Annotated in this window: 14 protein-coding genes; 10 read left to right on the plus strand and 4 right to left on the minus strand. The window is 59.9% G+C overall.

The features are described 5' to 3' along the window. The first annotated feature begins 121 nt into the window (after window positions 1-121). Together QP981_RS00380 and QP981_RS00385 are read left to right on the plus strand one after the other, a co-directional pair. Complete coding sequence (locus tag QP981_RS00380; protein WP_016421545.1) at window positions 122-532, plus strand: DUF3151 domain-containing protein; 411 nt, start codon at window positions 122-124, stop codon at window positions 530-532. A gap of 97 nt (window positions 533-629) precedes the next feature. After that, window positions 630-2,033 carry an FUSC family protein gene (locus QP981_RS00385; protein WP_005510217.1) on the plus strand — a complete coding sequence of 468 codons (1,404 nt, stop codon included), beginning with the start codon at window positions 630-632 and terminating at the stop codon, window positions 2,031-2,033. Window positions 2,034-2,090: 57 nt separating this feature from the next. On the opposite strand, the gene QP981_RS00390 is transcribed toward QP981_RS00385, so the two are convergent. Continuing rightward, a complete protein-coding gene (locus QP981_RS00390; RefSeq protein ID WP_016421544.1) occupies window positions 2,091-2,783 on the minus strand; it encodes a DUF1707 SHOCT-like domain-containing protein in 693 nt (230 codons plus the stop codon). Window positions 2,784-2,917: 134 nt separating this feature from the next. Beyond that, window positions 2,918-3,862, minus strand: coding sequence for a hypothetical protein (locus tag QP981_RS00395; protein ID WP_224784293.1), 945 nt, complete (start codon window positions 3,860-3,862; stop codon window positions 2,918-2,920). 51 nt (window positions 3,863-3,913) lie between these two features. Here QP981_RS00395 and QP981_RS00400 point away from each other — a divergent pair, with 51 nt between their 5' ends. From QP981_RS00400 to purT, 6 genes are all read left to right on the plus strand, one after another. After that, window positions 3,914-5,203: an adenylosuccinate synthase gene (locus tag QP981_RS00400; RefSeq protein ID WP_070439010.1), complete on the plus strand. Its 1,290-nt coding sequence runs from the start codon at window positions 3,914-3,916 to the stop codon at window positions 5,201-5,203. A gap of 275 nt (window positions 5,204-5,478) precedes the next feature. After that, window positions 5,479-6,063: an LppP/LprE family lipoprotein gene (locus tag QP981_RS00405; RefSeq protein ID WP_069358963.1), complete on the plus strand. Its 585-nt coding sequence runs from the start codon at window positions 5,479-5,481 to the stop codon at window positions 6,061-6,063. Window positions 6,064-6,225: 162 nt separating this feature from the next. After that, entirely contained in the window at window positions 6,226-6,864 is a 639-nt protein-coding gene (locus QP981_RS00410) for an LppP/LprE family lipoprotein (protein WP_048734507.1), read from the plus strand. A 193-nt stretch (window positions 6,865-7,057) separates the two neighbouring features. Next, the gene (locus QP981_RS00415) at window positions 7,058-8,314 is read left to right on the plus strand and encodes a glycerophosphodiester phosphodiesterase family protein (RefSeq protein WP_049169869.1); all 1,257 of its coding nucleotides are present in this window, start codon (window positions 7,058-7,060) and stop codon (window positions 8,312-8,314) included. A 96-nt stretch (window positions 8,315-8,410) separates the two neighbouring features. Further along, complete coding sequence (locus tag QP981_RS00420; RefSeq protein ID WP_049189472.1) at window positions 8,411-9,442, plus strand: nucleoside hydrolase; 1,032 nt, start codon at window positions 8,411-8,413, stop codon at window positions 9,440-9,442. Between the two features lie 116 nt (window positions 9,443-9,558). Next, window positions 9,559-10,779 carry a formate-dependent phosphoribosylglycinamide formyltransferase gene (gene purT / locus QP981_RS00425; protein ID WP_048734516.1) on the plus strand — a complete coding sequence of 407 codons (1,221 nt, stop codon included), beginning with the start codon at window positions 9,559-9,561 and terminating at the stop codon, window positions 10,777-10,779. A gap of 93 nt (window positions 10,780-10,872) precedes the next feature. Here purT and QP981_RS00430 read toward each other — a convergent pair whose 3' ends face one another. Further along, window positions 10,873-11,376, minus strand: coding sequence for a phosphoribosyltransferase (locus QP981_RS00430; protein WP_048734520.1), 504 nt, complete (start codon window positions 11,374-11,376; stop codon window positions 10,873-10,875). 64 nt (window positions 11,377-11,440) lie between these two features. Further along, on the minus strand, window positions 11,441-12,946 hold the full coding sequence (locus QP981_RS00435) for an FAD-dependent oxidoreductase (RefSeq protein WP_284857215.1): 1,506 nt from the start codon (window positions 12,944-12,946) through the stop codon (window positions 11,441-11,443). A 253-nt stretch (window positions 12,947-13,199) separates the two neighbouring features. Between QP981_RS00435 and QP981_RS00440 the strand changes: the two genes are divergently transcribed. Both QP981_RS00440 and QP981_RS00445 read left to right on the plus strand, forming a co-directional pair. After that, window positions 13,200-14,225: a sulfite exporter TauE/SafE family protein gene (locus tag QP981_RS00440; RefSeq protein WP_284857213.1), complete on the plus strand. Its 1,026-nt coding sequence runs from the start codon at window positions 13,200-13,202 to the stop codon at window positions 14,223-14,225. 143 nt (window positions 14,226-14,368) lie between these two features. Further along, window positions 14,369-16,075 carry a nitrite/sulfite reductase gene (locus QP981_RS00445; RefSeq protein WP_070603872.1) on the plus strand — a complete coding sequence of 569 codons (1,707 nt, stop codon included), beginning with the start codon at window positions 14,369-14,371 and terminating at the stop codon, window positions 16,073-16,075. The last annotated feature ends 152 nt before the right edge of the window (window positions 16,076-16,227 follow it).

Genomic DNA, 16,227 nt, shown 5'->3' on the forward strand with positions numbered 1-16,227 from the left:
TAGTTGGTCGTCATCTGGCGCTTGCCGACGTTGTACCACCGCGCTGTGCCCGCCGTTGCCAACAGGGAGTCACCTACTGAGCCCCTGCCATCGCCACGTGATGCCTGGCACAATAGGACGCATGAAACTCAATGACATGATGGCTCCTGCTCCCGTGAAGCTCCCCGTTCTTGACGAGGCCGTTGCTGCCCGCAACGGTGGCGCAAGCCCGGAGGCCGTGGTTCGCGCATGCCCGCGCGATTCCCAGGCTTGGGCGGATTTGGCTGAAAGCGCCTTGTCCGAGGGCCAGGAGATTCAGGCCTATGCCTTCGCTCGCACTGGTTACCACCGCGGTCTGGACCTGCTGCGTGGAAACGGCTGGAAGGGGTTCGGAGCCATTCCGTGGGAGCACGAGCCGAATCGTGGTGTGCTCCGCGCCTTCGCAGCGTTGGCTAAGGCTGCTAAGGCTATCGGCGAGGATGATGAATTCGATCGCATGATGGCGTTGCTGCGTGACAGTGATGAATCCGCGTTGCCAGAACTGGGTCTTTAATCGCGCACAGAGATTCAGCGGGCACATAAGGGTGCACAACAGCACAACGGGTACATAAAAAGCGCACAGTTTTTTACATGAGGATGGTGACTTCGGCATGGCTGGCATAGCTGGTGGGGAAGATAAGGATGCCGCAGCTGCCAGGAATCTAGAGGACCTTGCTCCCGCGCATGTCGACGACCTCGTCGAAGCTAAGGAAACGCAATTCGTCGAGGATAATCCGCGCCCGGATTTCCAAGATTTTCGCAATACGTACCTACATCCGGCCTCCCGCGCAGCAAACAAGCTGCGTCAGAAAGTGAGGCCCCGCACGCGTTTCCTCCATGCGATTGACCGTGTGCGCTCCCGTTGGATGCTCATTGTCCAAGCCACGTTAGCCGCTGGGTTGGCCTACTGGTTCGCACTTGAGGTACTGGGGCACCCCAACCCGTTCTTCGCGCCGATGGCCGCTTTCATCAGCCTCAACGTGATGACCGCAGGTCCTCGCTTAAAGCACTCTGTGGAGTTGGTGCTCGGTGCCTCGTTGGGAGTCGGCATTGGTGATGTGATTATCTCCATCCTCGGCTCGGGTATCTGGCAGCTGACCGTCGGTGTGTTTGTCGCCATGGTCATCGGTGTGTTTGTCGGTCGAGGACCGCTTGTGGTCAACCAAGCGGCATCTTCAGCCGTGCTCATCGCCACCATTATTCCGCCGGGCACCGCTGGTTCTTATTACCGAATGATCGATGCTCTCGTCGGTGGTGTGGTGGGCATTATTGTGCTCATGATATTGCCGCGAAGCCCGCTGGCGGGTGCTCGCCGCAAGGTGGCCAAGGTCCTCGACATGGGTGCAGATGTACTTTATGACATCGGCATCGGCATGAAAGAGGGCGACACCGATCGCATCCGCACCGCACTGAGCGTGGTGCGCTCCATGCAGGCGCAAGTCTCGCTGATGGACCGCACTGTCGCCGACGCGGGCGAGCAGGTCCGTATCTCGCCGTTGCTCTGGCGCTCTCGGGATAGAATCCACTCGCTGTCGCGCATGGTACATCCCGTCGACAACGCCATGCGCAACATCCGTGTGCTCGCGCGTCGCGCTATCACCGCACGTGAGGATCACATCGACTTCTCGTCCGAACTGTGCGCACTTGTTCTAGGCGTGTCTGAAGGTACGCGCCTGGTCAGTCATGTGCTTGACGACGAAGCCGCCGTGCGCCGAATCCCAGAGTGGGGCGAGTTGCCTTTCGAATCCGGCGACATCGCTATCGCTCAGCTTTCCGAGGGATCCGGAGAGGTCAAGCTTGAAGACGTGGTTCGGTACTTGCGTCGTCTAGCGGCGAAAATGCACCCGCGCGTGATCGAGGACGCAACGCTGTCGGAACAGGTTGTGTTTGCGCAGTCCCGCTCCTTGGTGGTGGACCTGTTGCAGGTGTGTGGCCTGTCCAGACGTTCAGCTGTGGCAACGCTGCCGCCGACGACGCCGTTCCCAGCAATGCCGCCGGAGGTATGGGACGAGTAGCCGGTGAGACGTGGGCGAGTAGTGGCTCGCCAGGCGCACTTGCTACTGCAGCATGCTCTAGTGCGGTACGCGCTTGACCTCGACGCCGCCGAAAGCGACGAAGCCGCGCACAATAATCTTCGGAGCCTGTCCTGCGCCAGGAGCAGGAAGGTTGCGTCCCGGCTTTCCAGTAACATCCGTGCCTCCGAAGATGGGCAGCACGTCGACATCAACTTGGTAGTGGTCGGGGACAATGACGTCGACTCCACCGAAGGCGCAGCCAATGTTGACGACAGTGGTTTCCGCGGTAAGGATGGCCTCGCGGAAATCCAAGCCAGTCCCGCCGAAGGCCGCCACCGTGGTGTGCGTGGGAGCGCACGTCCAAGGGCCTCTCTTGTCGGTGCCGCCAAAGATGCCGATGGAGAGCTTCGAACCAGTTGCCGCGGCGGAGCTATCAATCCGGGCTGGTTGATGATTGCTGGCTGCATTCGGTGCCACTGAATGGTGCTCGTCCGGGACGCTGTGCAGGTTCGGGCGCAGGTTAGGGTTTGGGTGCGCATGTGGAGTCGGCTCGGCCAGGTTCGCGGGCAGCGACAAGTCCTGTGTCAATGTGGGCAACTCATCAATGTACGTTGCCTTTTGGGCTTTCTCGGTGCGCTCCTGCAGTTCCGCAAAGTCAATCTGGCCATCGCGGAATGCCCATTCCAAGCGTTCCAGCGCAGTGTGGCGGGCTTGGTCGCCAGCGCGTAGCCGTGGGGTGTTGTCAGTCATGATGCTGTCCTATCGAGGCAGTGGCGGGCAGGGGCTTTAACACCCAAATGTTATCTGTACTCGAGCTATCGCGCAGGCCACTTTCGCGCAAGCCACTTTCTCACGGGCAGACCGTGGCTATTGCCCCGACGCAGTTAGTGCACAATCTGCAAGTCGCGAAGGTGTCGGTACAGAGTTGTCTTCTCTCGCGGCTTTCGAGACTCGACTCCATCGCGCACATATCGGAAGCCCAGGCCACCAACTTGAACTGCCCGACCCGTCATCGGACGGTGTAGCTCGCGGGCCGGGGCTTCTTTCGCTTTACGACGGCCACCGCGCCCCAATCCGAGTCGGCTCAGCAGGCCTTTGTTGCCTCCATCCTCGTTACCGATTTCCGCTTCCGGAGCCGGAACTTCGGCCGCAACGATGCCCGGGGCGTCGGGGGTAGGGCGAATCTGCAGGCCGGTGGATGTGCCGGAGAACATCTGATGCTCGTCGACATAGACCTCGCCAGTAAACCCGTTTGCCGAGGACACTCCGGTAATTCCCGGCTCTGTCAGTAGGGCGTAACCAACAATTGCGTGGCCGGTGTCATCGCGAATCAGCGGCACTGGCGTCGTCGGGCGTGTGAGCGCGGTCGCCGCATCGAGCCCTTCTCCTCCTTCGATGCCCCAGTTTTTGGCCGCGGTCGACGGTGCGGTGGGGACATGTGCCACTTCAATCCACAGGAGGTTCTTGCGCATCAGGTAGGTTGCCACGGTAGCCAGTGCCGCGTCGGTGCCAACGACCACAATTCGTAACGGCTCGCTCGGCTTTTGCGGAGCGGGTTGCGGAGCGCCTAAGTGGTCGACTTTCTTCTGCTTGGAGATTTCCTCCGGCGTCGGAGCTGTATCGACAGGCAGTACGTCCTTGGCCAGGTCGTCGATGAAAGCCAGCTCCTTGCGGGTGGGGATCATCGCGACGTCGTGAAGCGCATAGGCGGGTGGTGCCGGAGTAGCTGGTGCTGATGGTGTGGACGGTGCTGATGTAGACCATGATTGGCGGAGCAATTGGGGAAACGCGGGTACATCGGGGCCACACTGCAGCACAACAATACGCATAGGACTACACTCTAATGCGTCGTCTGCAATCCCAGGAGTTGAAGTAGGACTATGGCCGCAATCATTATCGTCGGTGCCCAGTGGGGCGACGAGGGCAAGGGCAAAGCAACCGATATTCTCGGTGGCCGCGTCGACTACGTCGTCAAGCCCAACGGTGGCAATAACGCCGGCCACACCGTTGTCGTCGGCGGTGAGAAGTACGAGCTGAAGCTGCTTCCGGCGGGTGTGCTGTCGGAAAACGCTGTGCCGATTATCGGTAACGGCTGTGTGGTCAACCTCGAGGCGCTTTTCGACGAGATTGATGGCCTCGAAGCTCGCGGTGCAAAAGCCTCCCGCCTGCGCGTTTCCGGCAATGCCCACATGGTTGCTCCGTACCACCAGACGCTGGACCGCGTGACCGAGCGCTTCCTGGGTAAGCGCGCTATCGGCACCACTGGCCGCGGTATCGGCCCGACGTATGCCGACAAGGTCGGCCGTACGGGCTTGCGTGTCCAGGACATTCTGGATGAGTCGATTCTGCGCCAGAAGATTGAGTCTTCGCTGGCTCAGAAGAACCAGATTCTGGTCAAGCTGTACAACCGCCGCGCTATCGACCCGGATGAAGTCTTTGATTACTTCATGGGCTTCGCCGATCGTCTGCGCCCGATGATTATCGACTCGGAGTTTGAGCTCAATCAGGCTTTGGATGCCGGCAAGCACGTCCTCATGGAGGGCGGCCAGGCCACCATGCTCGACGTCGACCACGGCACCTACCCGTTCGTGACCTCCTCGAACCCAACCGCTGGTGGTGCCTGCGTGGGCACCGGCATCGGCCCGACGAAGATCACTTCGGTGCTGGGCATCATGAAGGCCTACACCACCCGCGTCGGTGCTGGCCCGTTCCCGACGGAGCTGTTCGACAAGTGGGGCGAGTACCTGCAGACCACCGGCGGTGAGGTCGGAGTCAACACCGGCCGTAAGCGCCGCTGTGGTTGGTACGACTCGGTGCTGGCTCGCTACGCCGCGCGCGTCAACGGTTTCACGGATCTGTTCATCACCAAGCTGGATGTCCTGACTGGTATCGGCGAGATTCCGATTTGTGTCGCTTACGACGTTGATGGCGTGCGTCACGACGAAATGCCACTCACCCAGTCGGAGTTCCACCACGCTGTCCCGATTTACGAGACCATGCCTGCATGGGACGAAGACATCACTGGCTGCCGCACCTTCGATGAGCTGCCGGACAAGGCCAAGGATTACCTGAACCGCCTGGAGGAGCTCTCCGGCGCTCGCATTTCCTACATCGGTGTTGGCCCGGGTCGTGACCAGACCATCGTTGTCCACGATGTGCTGGGCAACTAGCGCTGGGCAACTAGCGCTGGGTACTTAGCCTGGGGGGGGGCAGTGGCGAACTAGCCGGAAAATAGTCCGGCTTTCGACCCGGCTTTATCGAACTGTTAGATAAAAAATCTTCGGTGTCGAAACTGCTGGCTGCTGTAAAAAAGAACATTTGCTAACCACGAGAAGGCTCTGGGAATTATCAGTTGACACTGGCATCCCAGAGTCATTTTTGTATCGTAGGCCTCACCGCGTGGTCCAACGACAGAAGTCCAAACGACAGAAGGCGTGTGGTTTTCATGCAAAACACAGGACACCGAGTACAACGACTGGCAAGTTCCGCCGTACTTTCCGGCGCGATGGTTTTCTCCGCAGTAGGTGGAGCCGTTGCAGCTCCCGCGGCTCAGGCGGAACCGGCCCCAGTGCCGGCACCGGCTCCGGCGAAGGCAGATAGCTGTACCCCGAACCCGGCAGCACCTGAAATCCAGGAGGCCCTGGATAAGGTCAACAGGGAGCGTCCGAACAACCATGATGGGTGGAAGTACACTGGCACCTCCAACTTCAGCCCGTGTAGCGATTTGAGCTTTGCTCTCGCAGATCAGGCCAAGCAGGGCAACGCTCAGTCCTCCACTGTGCTGTTGATGTTCCACAAGGGTGAGTTCATTGGTACGGACTCTGACCGGCCTCAGCACATCAACAAGGTGACGCCGACCCCTGATGGTAAGAACATCTCGGTCATCTACCACGACTGGGAGGCCCAGGAGGCCGCAGGTGCGCCGAACGCTGATGCGGCCAAGTTCACCTCTAATGTTCACTTCTTCTGGAACGGAGATCACGTCGTCCACGAGGGCAAGATTCCCGGCGGCGCGACACCCGCTTCCTAAGGACTCCCGAGAATTTTCGAGAGCTTTCGAAAATTCTTGGACACTCCCGGGGTCTCTTGAGTTTTCCCAAGTAAACTCAATTCAGAGTCGGACATGAGAAAGTAATGCTCCGTCGTAGCGCAGTGCTTGAGAAAACTTGAGAGAACAGAAGAGGTTCCAGCCATGAGTGGTCATTCAGTTCGTCGCGGGTCGATGCTGGTTAGCGCGGCGGTCGCAGGTGTAGTGGCTTTGTCCGGTTGCTCCACTGATGAGACCGCAGCACCGACCTCTGCTTCTCAGGTAGATCAAGAAACGACGACCATCACTACGACCACCACTGTCGAGGATGACAGTGAAAGTGCAGATACCCCCAATCCGGATGTCGATGACAACGACTCCGATGGGGGTTCTTCTGCGCCAACCCAGGAAGAGGCTTTCGAAGAAGCGGTTGCCGACCTGAACTCAATGGAAGGTGGCAATGGCAGCGGTTGGACAGTCACGGACGATACGAACTGGGATACCACCAGCGAGTTGACCTTTGCCTCAGCAGTACAGAATGAAATTACGCATTCAACTACCGCTGGTGCAGTGCTGCTGTTTCATAAGGGCGAGTACGTGGGTACCGCCGGTGGTCCGCAGACAATCAACTCGGTCGAGGGCGATGGCAAAACTGTGACCGTCAATTTCTTCGATGTCAATAAAATGATCGAAGACGGCGGTGCCTTCGCCTTTAAAGACCAGTACAACGCTCCCGTTACGTACTCCTGGGATGGGTCAGAGGTCGCTCAAGAAGGCGAGATTCCAAAAGCAGAGGGAAATTAAACGCTCACCCCGCACTCTCTCCAGATGCGAGTGCTGTCAGGCCGTTTTAAAGTAGTGGCGCGCCACACAGTTTTCATCTAGATTTCTGTGTTCCGTAAACCTCCGACGGTAGTTTGTCGACACTGTGTTGTCGGTACTGCGCCGTCGCTATGAAGTCGCTAATACTACGCCCAAAGAGGAAAAATCACCGGCCATGTCTTCTCGCAACTCATCTGACTCCATGTTTGACGAACGGACCAAGCAGAGCGAGCAGCCTCAGAATTCACGCGTCCACGGCACGCGTCGCGCAATCGCAGCCATCGCTATGGGCGCGTTTGCTATTTCTCCTATTGCAGCATGCAGCAATGATGCGGACAACGACGCGGCATCGTCGTCAAGCAGTGCAAGCGCGGTTAGCACTACGTCGAGCGAAGAGAAGACCTTTGAAAAGCAGCAGGTCGCTGAGCTGAATGCGGCCGCGAATGTGCGGCCGGCTGCGATGGCTAAGCTGCCGGAGGGTTTTGATCTGCAGTCACACCGTGGTGGTCGCGGTGAGTGGACGGAGGAGTCCAAGCAGGCGATGATCAACTCGTTGGAGCTGGGCGTTACGACGTTGGAGCTGGACATCGTCCTGACGAAGGATGGCGTGCCTATGGTCTGGCACGATCCGGAAATCCAAGACGACAAGTGCTCGGACACCGAGCCAGTGACGGAGGGGGACCCGCAGTACCCGTACGTCGGCAAGCTCGTACATGATCTCACCTATGAGCAGGTACAAACCCTGGTCTGTGACAAGAAGCTCGAGGACTTCCCGGATGCGGAGCCAATCAAGGGCAATAGGATGATGACCCTGCCGGAGCTGTTCGAGCTGACTAAGGATAACCAGGACATCCACTTCAACATTGAGACCAAGATCGAGGGCGAAAAGCGCGCTGACTCGGCAGAACCGCAGGAGTTCGTCGATGTGATTCTCGACGAGATTGACCGCGCGGGTGTGGCTGATCGTGTGATGATTCAATCCTTCGATTGGCGCTCGTTGCCGCTGGTCGCGGAACGGAACCCGGAGATTCCGCTGGTCATGCTGTGGGACGAAACCACCTGGAAGAAGGATTCTCCTTGGATTGGCGATGTCAATTACGACGAGGTCAATGGCGACATCATCGAGGCCGCCAAGCAGCTCGGCGTGCAGGTGCTCTCGCCGACGCACAGCATTCCTTACGGCAAGACACCGTCGGATGCTGACTACCACCCGGTCGCCACGCCGGAGCTAATCTCCCGTGCGCATGAGGCCGGCATGAAGGTGGTGCCATGGACGGTGAACGAAAAGGAGACCATGCGCGAGCAGATTGCCGCTGGTGTCGACGGCATCATCACCGACTACCCGACGCGACTGCGCGAGGTCTTGGCCGAGCTGAATATGCCGCTGCCGGAGCCTGCTCCGGTGGGTGATGCAGCGATGTCGACGAACTAGTAAACCCGGCCAGCACCAGCGGAAACTCGTCTGTATCCCTGTTTTGCCCATGTTTAGCTCTGCGGGCCGAGCGTGTTTCGTGTCACACTTGACCTTATGACGCGTTTGAAAGTGCTTGCCGACGTTGACACGGGTATCGATGACAGTCTTGCTCTCGTCTACCTCGCGGGGTTGCATACCGCAGGCGAGATCGAGCTGGTGGGTGTGACCTGCGCAGGTGGTAACACCACTGCGGCATGGTCTGCCCGTAATACCAAGTACATGCTGAATCTTTGTGGTTGTCCGGAGGTTCCGGTCGTCAGCGGTTTCGAGGGGCCCGCTGACCGTGAGCTGACCACCACGCCTGAGACTCATGGCCCGTACGGGCTGGGCTACAACCTGGCGCCACCGGCCGTCATCTACGAACCGGGGCGCGCAGGAGCGGCGGATCCGCTGGCGCTGTGGCGCCAGGTCATCGAGCAGGCACGGTCGACGGGGGAGAAGGTGCACCTGCTGGTCACTGGCCCTATGACCACCTACGTGGCCGCTTTGAAGAAGTACCCGGAACTCATGCGGGAGCTCGACGGCGTGACCATTATGGGTGGTGCTGTGGAGTACCACGGTAACGTTACCGAGTTTGCGGAATGGAACTTCTGGGTTGACCCCACCGCGGTCATCGAGGTCTTCGGCACCGCGGGCGCTGTGGCCGTCGAGCGCCCGGAGGATGCCGTGCGCAGCATCGCCACCGCCGCAGGCGCGCCGGTGCCGACGCTGGTTCCGCTCAATGTCACCGAGACCATCACCATTAGTGATACTGAGATTGAATCCTGGCGAGATGCCGGTATGAACCCGGAGCTACTGCGTGTTCTGCGTCGCTCACTGAAGTTCTACTTTGAGTTCCACCAGGGAGTTGGAGTCGGTTACAAGGCGCAGGTTCATGACCTCTTTGCCGCGATGGTGGCCGTCGGTGCGGTGACCGGGGAAGTGGAGAAGATGCGTCTCGTGGGCGTCGATAAGCGAACCTTTGCAGATGAGCCAGCACGCCGCGGCCAGGTGGTGGAGGATTCAGCCGGAGCGGTGGCGAATGTTGTCCTGGCCGCTGACCGTGAGGTGGCGCTGGCTGAGTTCCAGCGGGTGTTCCCGCGCTAGGTTCCCGCCCGTGCCCGCCGCGGTGAATCAGCTCGCTGTCGTATGCTGGAGGCAATCAATTTAACAGCTGCTGGTTGCGCAGCGTATGTGCCGTAGACGAAAGCGAATTTATCTCGATGTTCACCCCTGAAGTCACCGGAACCCCGTACCAGCCGGGAGCAACGCGAGTTCTGCTGCTCGGCTCTGGCGAGCTCGGCAAGGAGGTGACCATTGCTTTCCAGCGTCTTGGCGTTGAGGTGCACGCTGCCGATCGCTACGAGCATGCACCGGCACACCAGGTAGCTCACCACGCCTACGTGTTGAATATGTCGGACCCTAGCGCACTGCGGGACCTGATTCTCCAGGTCAAGCCACACTTCATCGTCCCTGAGATTGAGGCTCTGGCAACCGAGGTGCTGGCAGAGGTCGAGGAAGATGAGACGCTGGACGTCACCGTTATTCCGACCGCACGGGCGACTCAGCTGACCATGAACCGAGAGGGTATTCGCCGCCTGGCTGCGGAAGAGGTGGGGCTGCCGACTTCCCGCTATCACTTCGCCTCCAGCTTTGATGAGTTCACCGCAGCTGTTGATGAGATTGGCTTCCCATGCGTGGTCAAGCCGGTCATGAGTTCCTCGGGCAAGGGACAGTCCACGCTGCGTTCGCCGGAGGATGTCCAGGCCGCGTGGGATTACGCCATGAGTGGCGGTCGCGTTGAGTCCGGTCGCGTCATCGTGGAGGGCTTCGTCGATTTCGACTATGAGATCACGCTGCTGACCGTGCGCTCCGTGGATCCGGAGACCGGCGAGGGGGCAACGTGGTTCTGTGAGCCCATCGGCCACCGTCAGCAGGATGGTGACTACGTTGAGTCCTGGCAACCGGCTGCCATGAGCGAAAACGCCCTGGACAATGCTCGCTCTGTCGCCGCGCGCATCACCAACGCGCTGGGCGGTCGCGGTATCTTCGGCGTCGAGCTGTTTGTCCGCGGCGATGAGGTGTGGTTCTCCGAGGTCAGCCCGCGTCCGCACGACACCGGCATGGTCACCATGGGTACGCAGCGTTTCTCCGAGTTCGAGCTGCACGCGCGCGCAGTGTTGGGTCTGCCTATCGACGTCACGCTGGTGTCCCCGGGAGCCTCCGCTGTCGTCTACGGCGGTGCTGACATCGAGCAGCCGGGTTACACCGGGCTGACGGAGGCCATGGCTATTCCGGAGACCGATATTCGTATCTTTGGTAAGCCGGTTGCTGGCCCGCGTCGCCGCATGGGTGTTGCTGTTTCGACCGCGGATTCTGTCGATGCTGCTCGTGAGCGCGCATCGGAGGCGGCATCAAAGATTAAGGTCGTCGAACTGGGGTAGTTCGACGACCTAGTGTGCGCTGCTGGTGTTGCTTGGGAAAGGAACGCTGCAGCGCACTTTTTTGTGCCCGCTGTGGTGCGTAAGCTACTTGATCTACTTGGACTTCTGTACCGGTGGCTCGGCCGACCAGGGGAAGACGATCCAGTCATCGGTGTGCTTCCAGACGTAGTCCGGTGCAATCTCCGAGCGGGACTTGCCGTAGAGCACAGCGGAACGGACTTCAGCGCCGTGCTTCTTGAGCAGGTCGAGCACCAGATGCAGCGTGCGACCGGAGTCGGCCACATCGTCAACGACCAGCAGGCGGCGGTTGGAAATCGATTCGATGTCCAGGAGCGGCTCCAGCAGAACCGGATCCGGCAGGGTCTCCGCCACGTCGGTGTAGAACTCGACGTTGATGGCGTCAGAGAGCTTGACGCCCATGGTGTAGCTGAGTGCGCCTGCTGGCAGCAGGCCACCGCGGGCCACGGCGATAATAATCTCCGGGTCGAAGTCCGAGTCGACAATCTGCTGTGCCAGTTCACGGGAGGCGACGCCGAAGCCTTCCCAGGTCAGAACTTCCTTGACGTCCAGGTTGGATGAGTCTGCATGATAAGCCATGTATTAACTCTAATCCGAAGATCGACTGACGTGCACAATCAACTGTCCGGTTAGACCCGATGCGCTAGCTCGCGACGGTCTCCACAACAGCTTCGTGCACAGCTTCGGCCACGTCATCGGAATCTGGCTGCTTTGCGACGACCGTGGAGGCCGCAACCATGTCAGCCCACTCGACCAGCTTCTTGCGCTCGCGGCCTTCGGCTTCGCCCGCGGCACGCTCGGCGGCGTCGAGTGCGTGCCAGCCCTCCCAGGTGGTGACCTGGAGGCCCTTGTCGGCCAGGAACTCGTCGACGTCGTTATGCGTGGGCTTTGCAGGTGCGGCCAGGCGACCTGCCTCCCAGTCGGCGATGAGGTTGCCGACAGCTTCGTTGGCATCGCCCTTGGTGTTACCGATTAGGCCGACCGGGCCACGGCGAATCCAGCCGGTGGTGTACAGGCCCTGGATGTGGTTGCCGTCGATGTCGTCAAGCACGCGGCCGCCGGCATCTGGGATGGTGTGCGTGCCGGTGTCGAACGGTACGCCGGTGACTGCGTCGGAGCGGTAGCCGACTGCGCGGTAGACCGCACCGACCGGCCATTCGGTGAACTTGCCGGTGCCGCGGACGCCACCCTCGCCGTCGAGTTCGGTGCGTTCGGTGCGGATAGCGCTGACGTGCTGTACTCCATCTTCACCGGTCTCGCCGATGATTTCGACCGGGGACTCGAAGAAGTGGATGAAGAGCTTGTGCGGGGCGCCCTTTGGCTCGCGGATGGCGTAGTTTTCCAGAATCGTACAGACCTGATCGGTGATCTTGGACTCGCGACGGGACGTTTCGGAGGCGGCATCGTACTGGATGTCCTCCGGATTCACGACAACCTCAATGGTGTCAGAGTGGTCCAGTTCCTTCAGCTCCAGTGGAGTGAACTTTGCCTGAGCCGGACCGCGACGGCCAAAGACATGGACTTCGCGGGCGGCATTCTTTGCCAGGCCGTCGTAGACGTTGTCGGCGATTTCGGTGACGTGCAGCTCATCGGCAGTCTTGGCGAGAATACGGGCGACGTCGAGACCCACGTTACCGACGCCGATCACAGCGACCGACTCAGCAGAGAGGTCCCATTCGCGAGCAAACTCCGGGTGGGAGTCGTAGAAACCTACGAACTCACCGGCGCCGTAGTGCTCCGGCAGATCCGAGCCCGGGATGTTCAGATCGCGGTCGCCGGTCGCGCCAGTGGCGAAGATGATGGCGTCGTAGAACTGGCGCAGTTCATCAACGCTGACCTGCTTGCCGACGTCCACGTTGCCCAGCAGTCGAACCTGCGGCTTGTCCAGCACTCGGTGGAGGGACTTAATGATGCCCTTGATTCGCGGGTGGTCTGGCGCAACACCGTAGCGGATGAGGCCGAACGGCACTGGAAGGCGCTCGTAGAGGTCGATGGCGACATCGCGGCCGGACTTCATCAGCGCGTCGGAGGCGTAGATGCCGGCCGGGCCCGAGCCAACCACGGCTACACGCAGTGGCGTGGTGGAGTTGGCGAGATCGGGCAGTGAGGAAGCGGCCGTGTTCTGGGCTGCAGTCTGGTCGTTGGTCATTGGGTGGAATCCTTTTTCTACGTTTTCTTTGTCGCGATTGCTTATCGTAGACCAACCGGTCTATGCTTGCTGAAACAGAATATAGACAAACTGGTCTACAAAAAGCAAACACAAAACACCGCAAGAATCACTGCTTTGGCTTGAGAGGGTTTTGCTGCGCATCGCTTCTGCTGAATGAGCTCTGAAAGGGGCTCGTCGTGCGAGCATCGTGGCAACGGCAGGCTCTGGTTGGGTAAGCGGGGAAGGGCTTGTCATGGAAAAACTCATAGTCTTCGTGCTAATCGGCCTTGGCGCGCAATTAGTCGACGGCACTCTGGGGATGGCTTTCGGTGTCACCGCTACTTCGCTGTTTATTGTCGCTGGTAGTAGTGCTGCCACTGCGTCGGCGGTGGTTCACGTAGCAGAGGTGGGTACGACACTGGCCTCCGGTATTTCACACTGGCGATTCGGCAATGTCGACTGGCGACGCGCGCTGAGTCTTGGCGTGCCGGGTGCTATCGGTGCCTTTATTGGTGCGACCTTTTTGGCGAATCTCGACGGTGATGCTGCGACGCCTGTGACCTCGACAATCTTGCTTTTCCTCGGTCTGTGGGTGATTATCCGCTTCGCCTTTTTGGCCAGTGTTAAGCGCAAGAAGAAGGCCTGGGGCGCGAAGAAGCTCGCTCCGCTGGGGCTCTTTGGTGGCCTGCTTGATTCCACTGGAGGTGGTGGTTGGGGGCCTGTTACCACCTCAACTTTGCTCGGCGCTGAGGCTGACCAGCCGCGCAAGATTATCGGTACTGTCTCTGCGGCGGAATTTCTCGTTGCCTCGGCGGCTGTACTGGGCTTTTTGCCCAAGCTGCGGGAGGAATTCACCCAGCATGCTGCACCGGTAATTGGTTTGTTGTGTGGTGGTGTGATTGCGGCCCCCTTGGCTGCGTACCTGGTGGGGCGCATTAATCCGCGGCTGCTTGGAATTGCGATCGGCGGCGTGTTGGTGGGGCTGAATATTCGCACTCTGTTTTCGTCGCTGGTTTCTGGGGGCGTGCTGGCAACGGTGCTGCTTGTGTGGGCTTTTGTTGTCGTTGTGCTGGTGCTGTGGGCGCGTTCGCACGACACTCTTCCGGGGCTGCGTCAGCGGGTCCAACTTGAGCCGACTTCTCAGTCTCCCTCGGCTGATGTGTCTAGTTCTGGATCTCCATCACCCGCTTCGGTTGATGTCGGGGCCGAGGATGCTTCTGAAGGTGTCAAAGTGGGTGCGAAAAACGGTGTCCGCGTGGGCGAAGCGGGGGTCCGCTAGGTATCCGAGCGTGTCCCGGCTTGCACTAGCCAGACTGGTCGGTCTAATGTTGCCTGCAATGCAACGTAGACCAAACGGTCTATAAAGATTAGAAACTAATTCGGTCAACGAGAACAAAACGAAAGTGATTCGGTAGATTCCCCATGAGCTCTCCTACGAAAACCGCCGAGCGTCCAGCTTCCGCAGCGGCTACCCGACGTAAGAAGCGCGCACCGAAGCCACAGGGGCAGTGGCTTATCGACGGCCGCGAGCCACTTAACGACGACGAGCGCATTAAGAAAGAAGATGCTGGCATCGCCGTTAAGCAGCGTGTTATCGACATCTACTCCAAGCAAGGGTTTGACTCCATCCCCGCGGAGGACCTAGCGCCTCGCTTTAAGTGGATTGGCCTCTACACCCAGCGCAAGCAGGGGCTTAGCGGTGAGCACACCGGCGTGAAGACCAACGCCGAACTGCAGGACAAGTACTTTATGCTCCGCGTCCGCCTCGACGGTGGCCAGACCACCACCGAGGGTATTCGCACCATCGGCGAGATTTCCCGCGACTTCGCCCGCGACACTGCGGACTTCTCCGACCGCCAGAACGTCCAGCTGCACTGGATTCGCGTCGAAGATATGCCGGAGATCTGGGAGCGCCTTGAGCGAGTTGGTCTCGACACCAACTTTGGCTGCGGCGACGTTCCCCGCGTTATTCTAGGCAGCCCGGTTGCCGGTGTTGCGGCCGATGAAATTGTCGACGGCACCAACGCCATCCGCCGCATCAAGGCGGAGTACCTCTCCGGCGACGAGTTCTCCAACCTACCGCGTAAGTTTAAGTCGGCAGTTTCCGGTTCCCCGCGTCTCGATGTCACCCACGAGGTCCAGGACGTTGCCTTCGTCGGTGTCAATCATCCAGAGCACGGCCCCGGTTTCGACGTTTGGGTCGGTGGTGGTCTCTCCACCAACCCGATGCTCGCCCAGCGTCTCGGCGCCTGGATCCCAGAGGACGAGGTTCCCGAGGTATGGGCGGGCGTGTGCCGCATCTTCCGGGACTACGGCTACCGTCGCCTGCGCAATCGTGCGCGTCTGAAGTTCCTCGTTGCTGAATGGGGCGCGGAGAAGTTCCGCCAGGTACTCGAAGACGACTACCTCAACCGCAAGCTTATCGACGGCCCCGCACCCGAACCTTTCGAGGGCGACCGTGACCACATCGGCGTGCACAAGCAGGCCGACGGTCTCAACTACGTCGGTGTTAAGCCCGCTGTTGGCCGTGTTCCGGGCTCTGACCTGGTCAAGCTCGCCGACATCGCCGAGCGCCACGGTGTTTCCCGCGTCCGCACCACCGTGATGAAGGAGCTCATTCTCCTCGACGTCGCCGACGACCAGGTCGACTCCCTGCTCGCAGAACTCGACGAAATTGGCCTGTCTGCCAAGCCCTCAGCTTTCCGACGGGGCATCCTGGCCTGCACCGGCCTAGAGTTCTGCAAGCTCGCACTTGTTACCACGCGCCAGCGCGCAATTGATTTGGTGGGCGACTTGGAGGAACGCCTCGGTGACCTCGACGTCCCAATCACCATTGCGCTCAATGGCTGCCCGAATGCCTGCGCCCGCACGCAGATTGCCGACATCGGACTCAAGGGGCAGATTGTCACCGACGACGAGGGCAACCGTGTCGAGGGTTTCCAGGTTCACCTCGGTGGTTCGCTGGGGCTCGATGCCAACTTCGGCCGCAAGGTTCGCGGACACAAGGTCACCTCGGCAGAACTGGGTGACTACATCGAGCGCGTCGTCAATCACTTCAAGGAGCAGCGCCACGAGGGTGAACAGTTCCGCGAGTGGATTGTCCGCGCTGATGAGGAGGACCTGAAGTGAGTGAATCTACCAATGGGGTTCGGTCGCAGGGGCCGTCGTCAAGCGAAAAAGACGAGACGCCAGCGCGACTGGGAATCGGTGGTCGAAGCGCACACCCCAATCCGAACCGGGGTGCAGTGATGCATTGCCCTTACTGCGGCGGTGATGATCTG

The sequence above is a fragment of the Corynebacterium sp. MSK047 genome (genome assembly GCF_030232285.1).
Taxonomy (GTDB): Bacteria; Actinomycetota; Actinomycetes; order Mycobacteriales; family Mycobacteriaceae; genus Corynebacterium; species Corynebacterium jeikeium_D.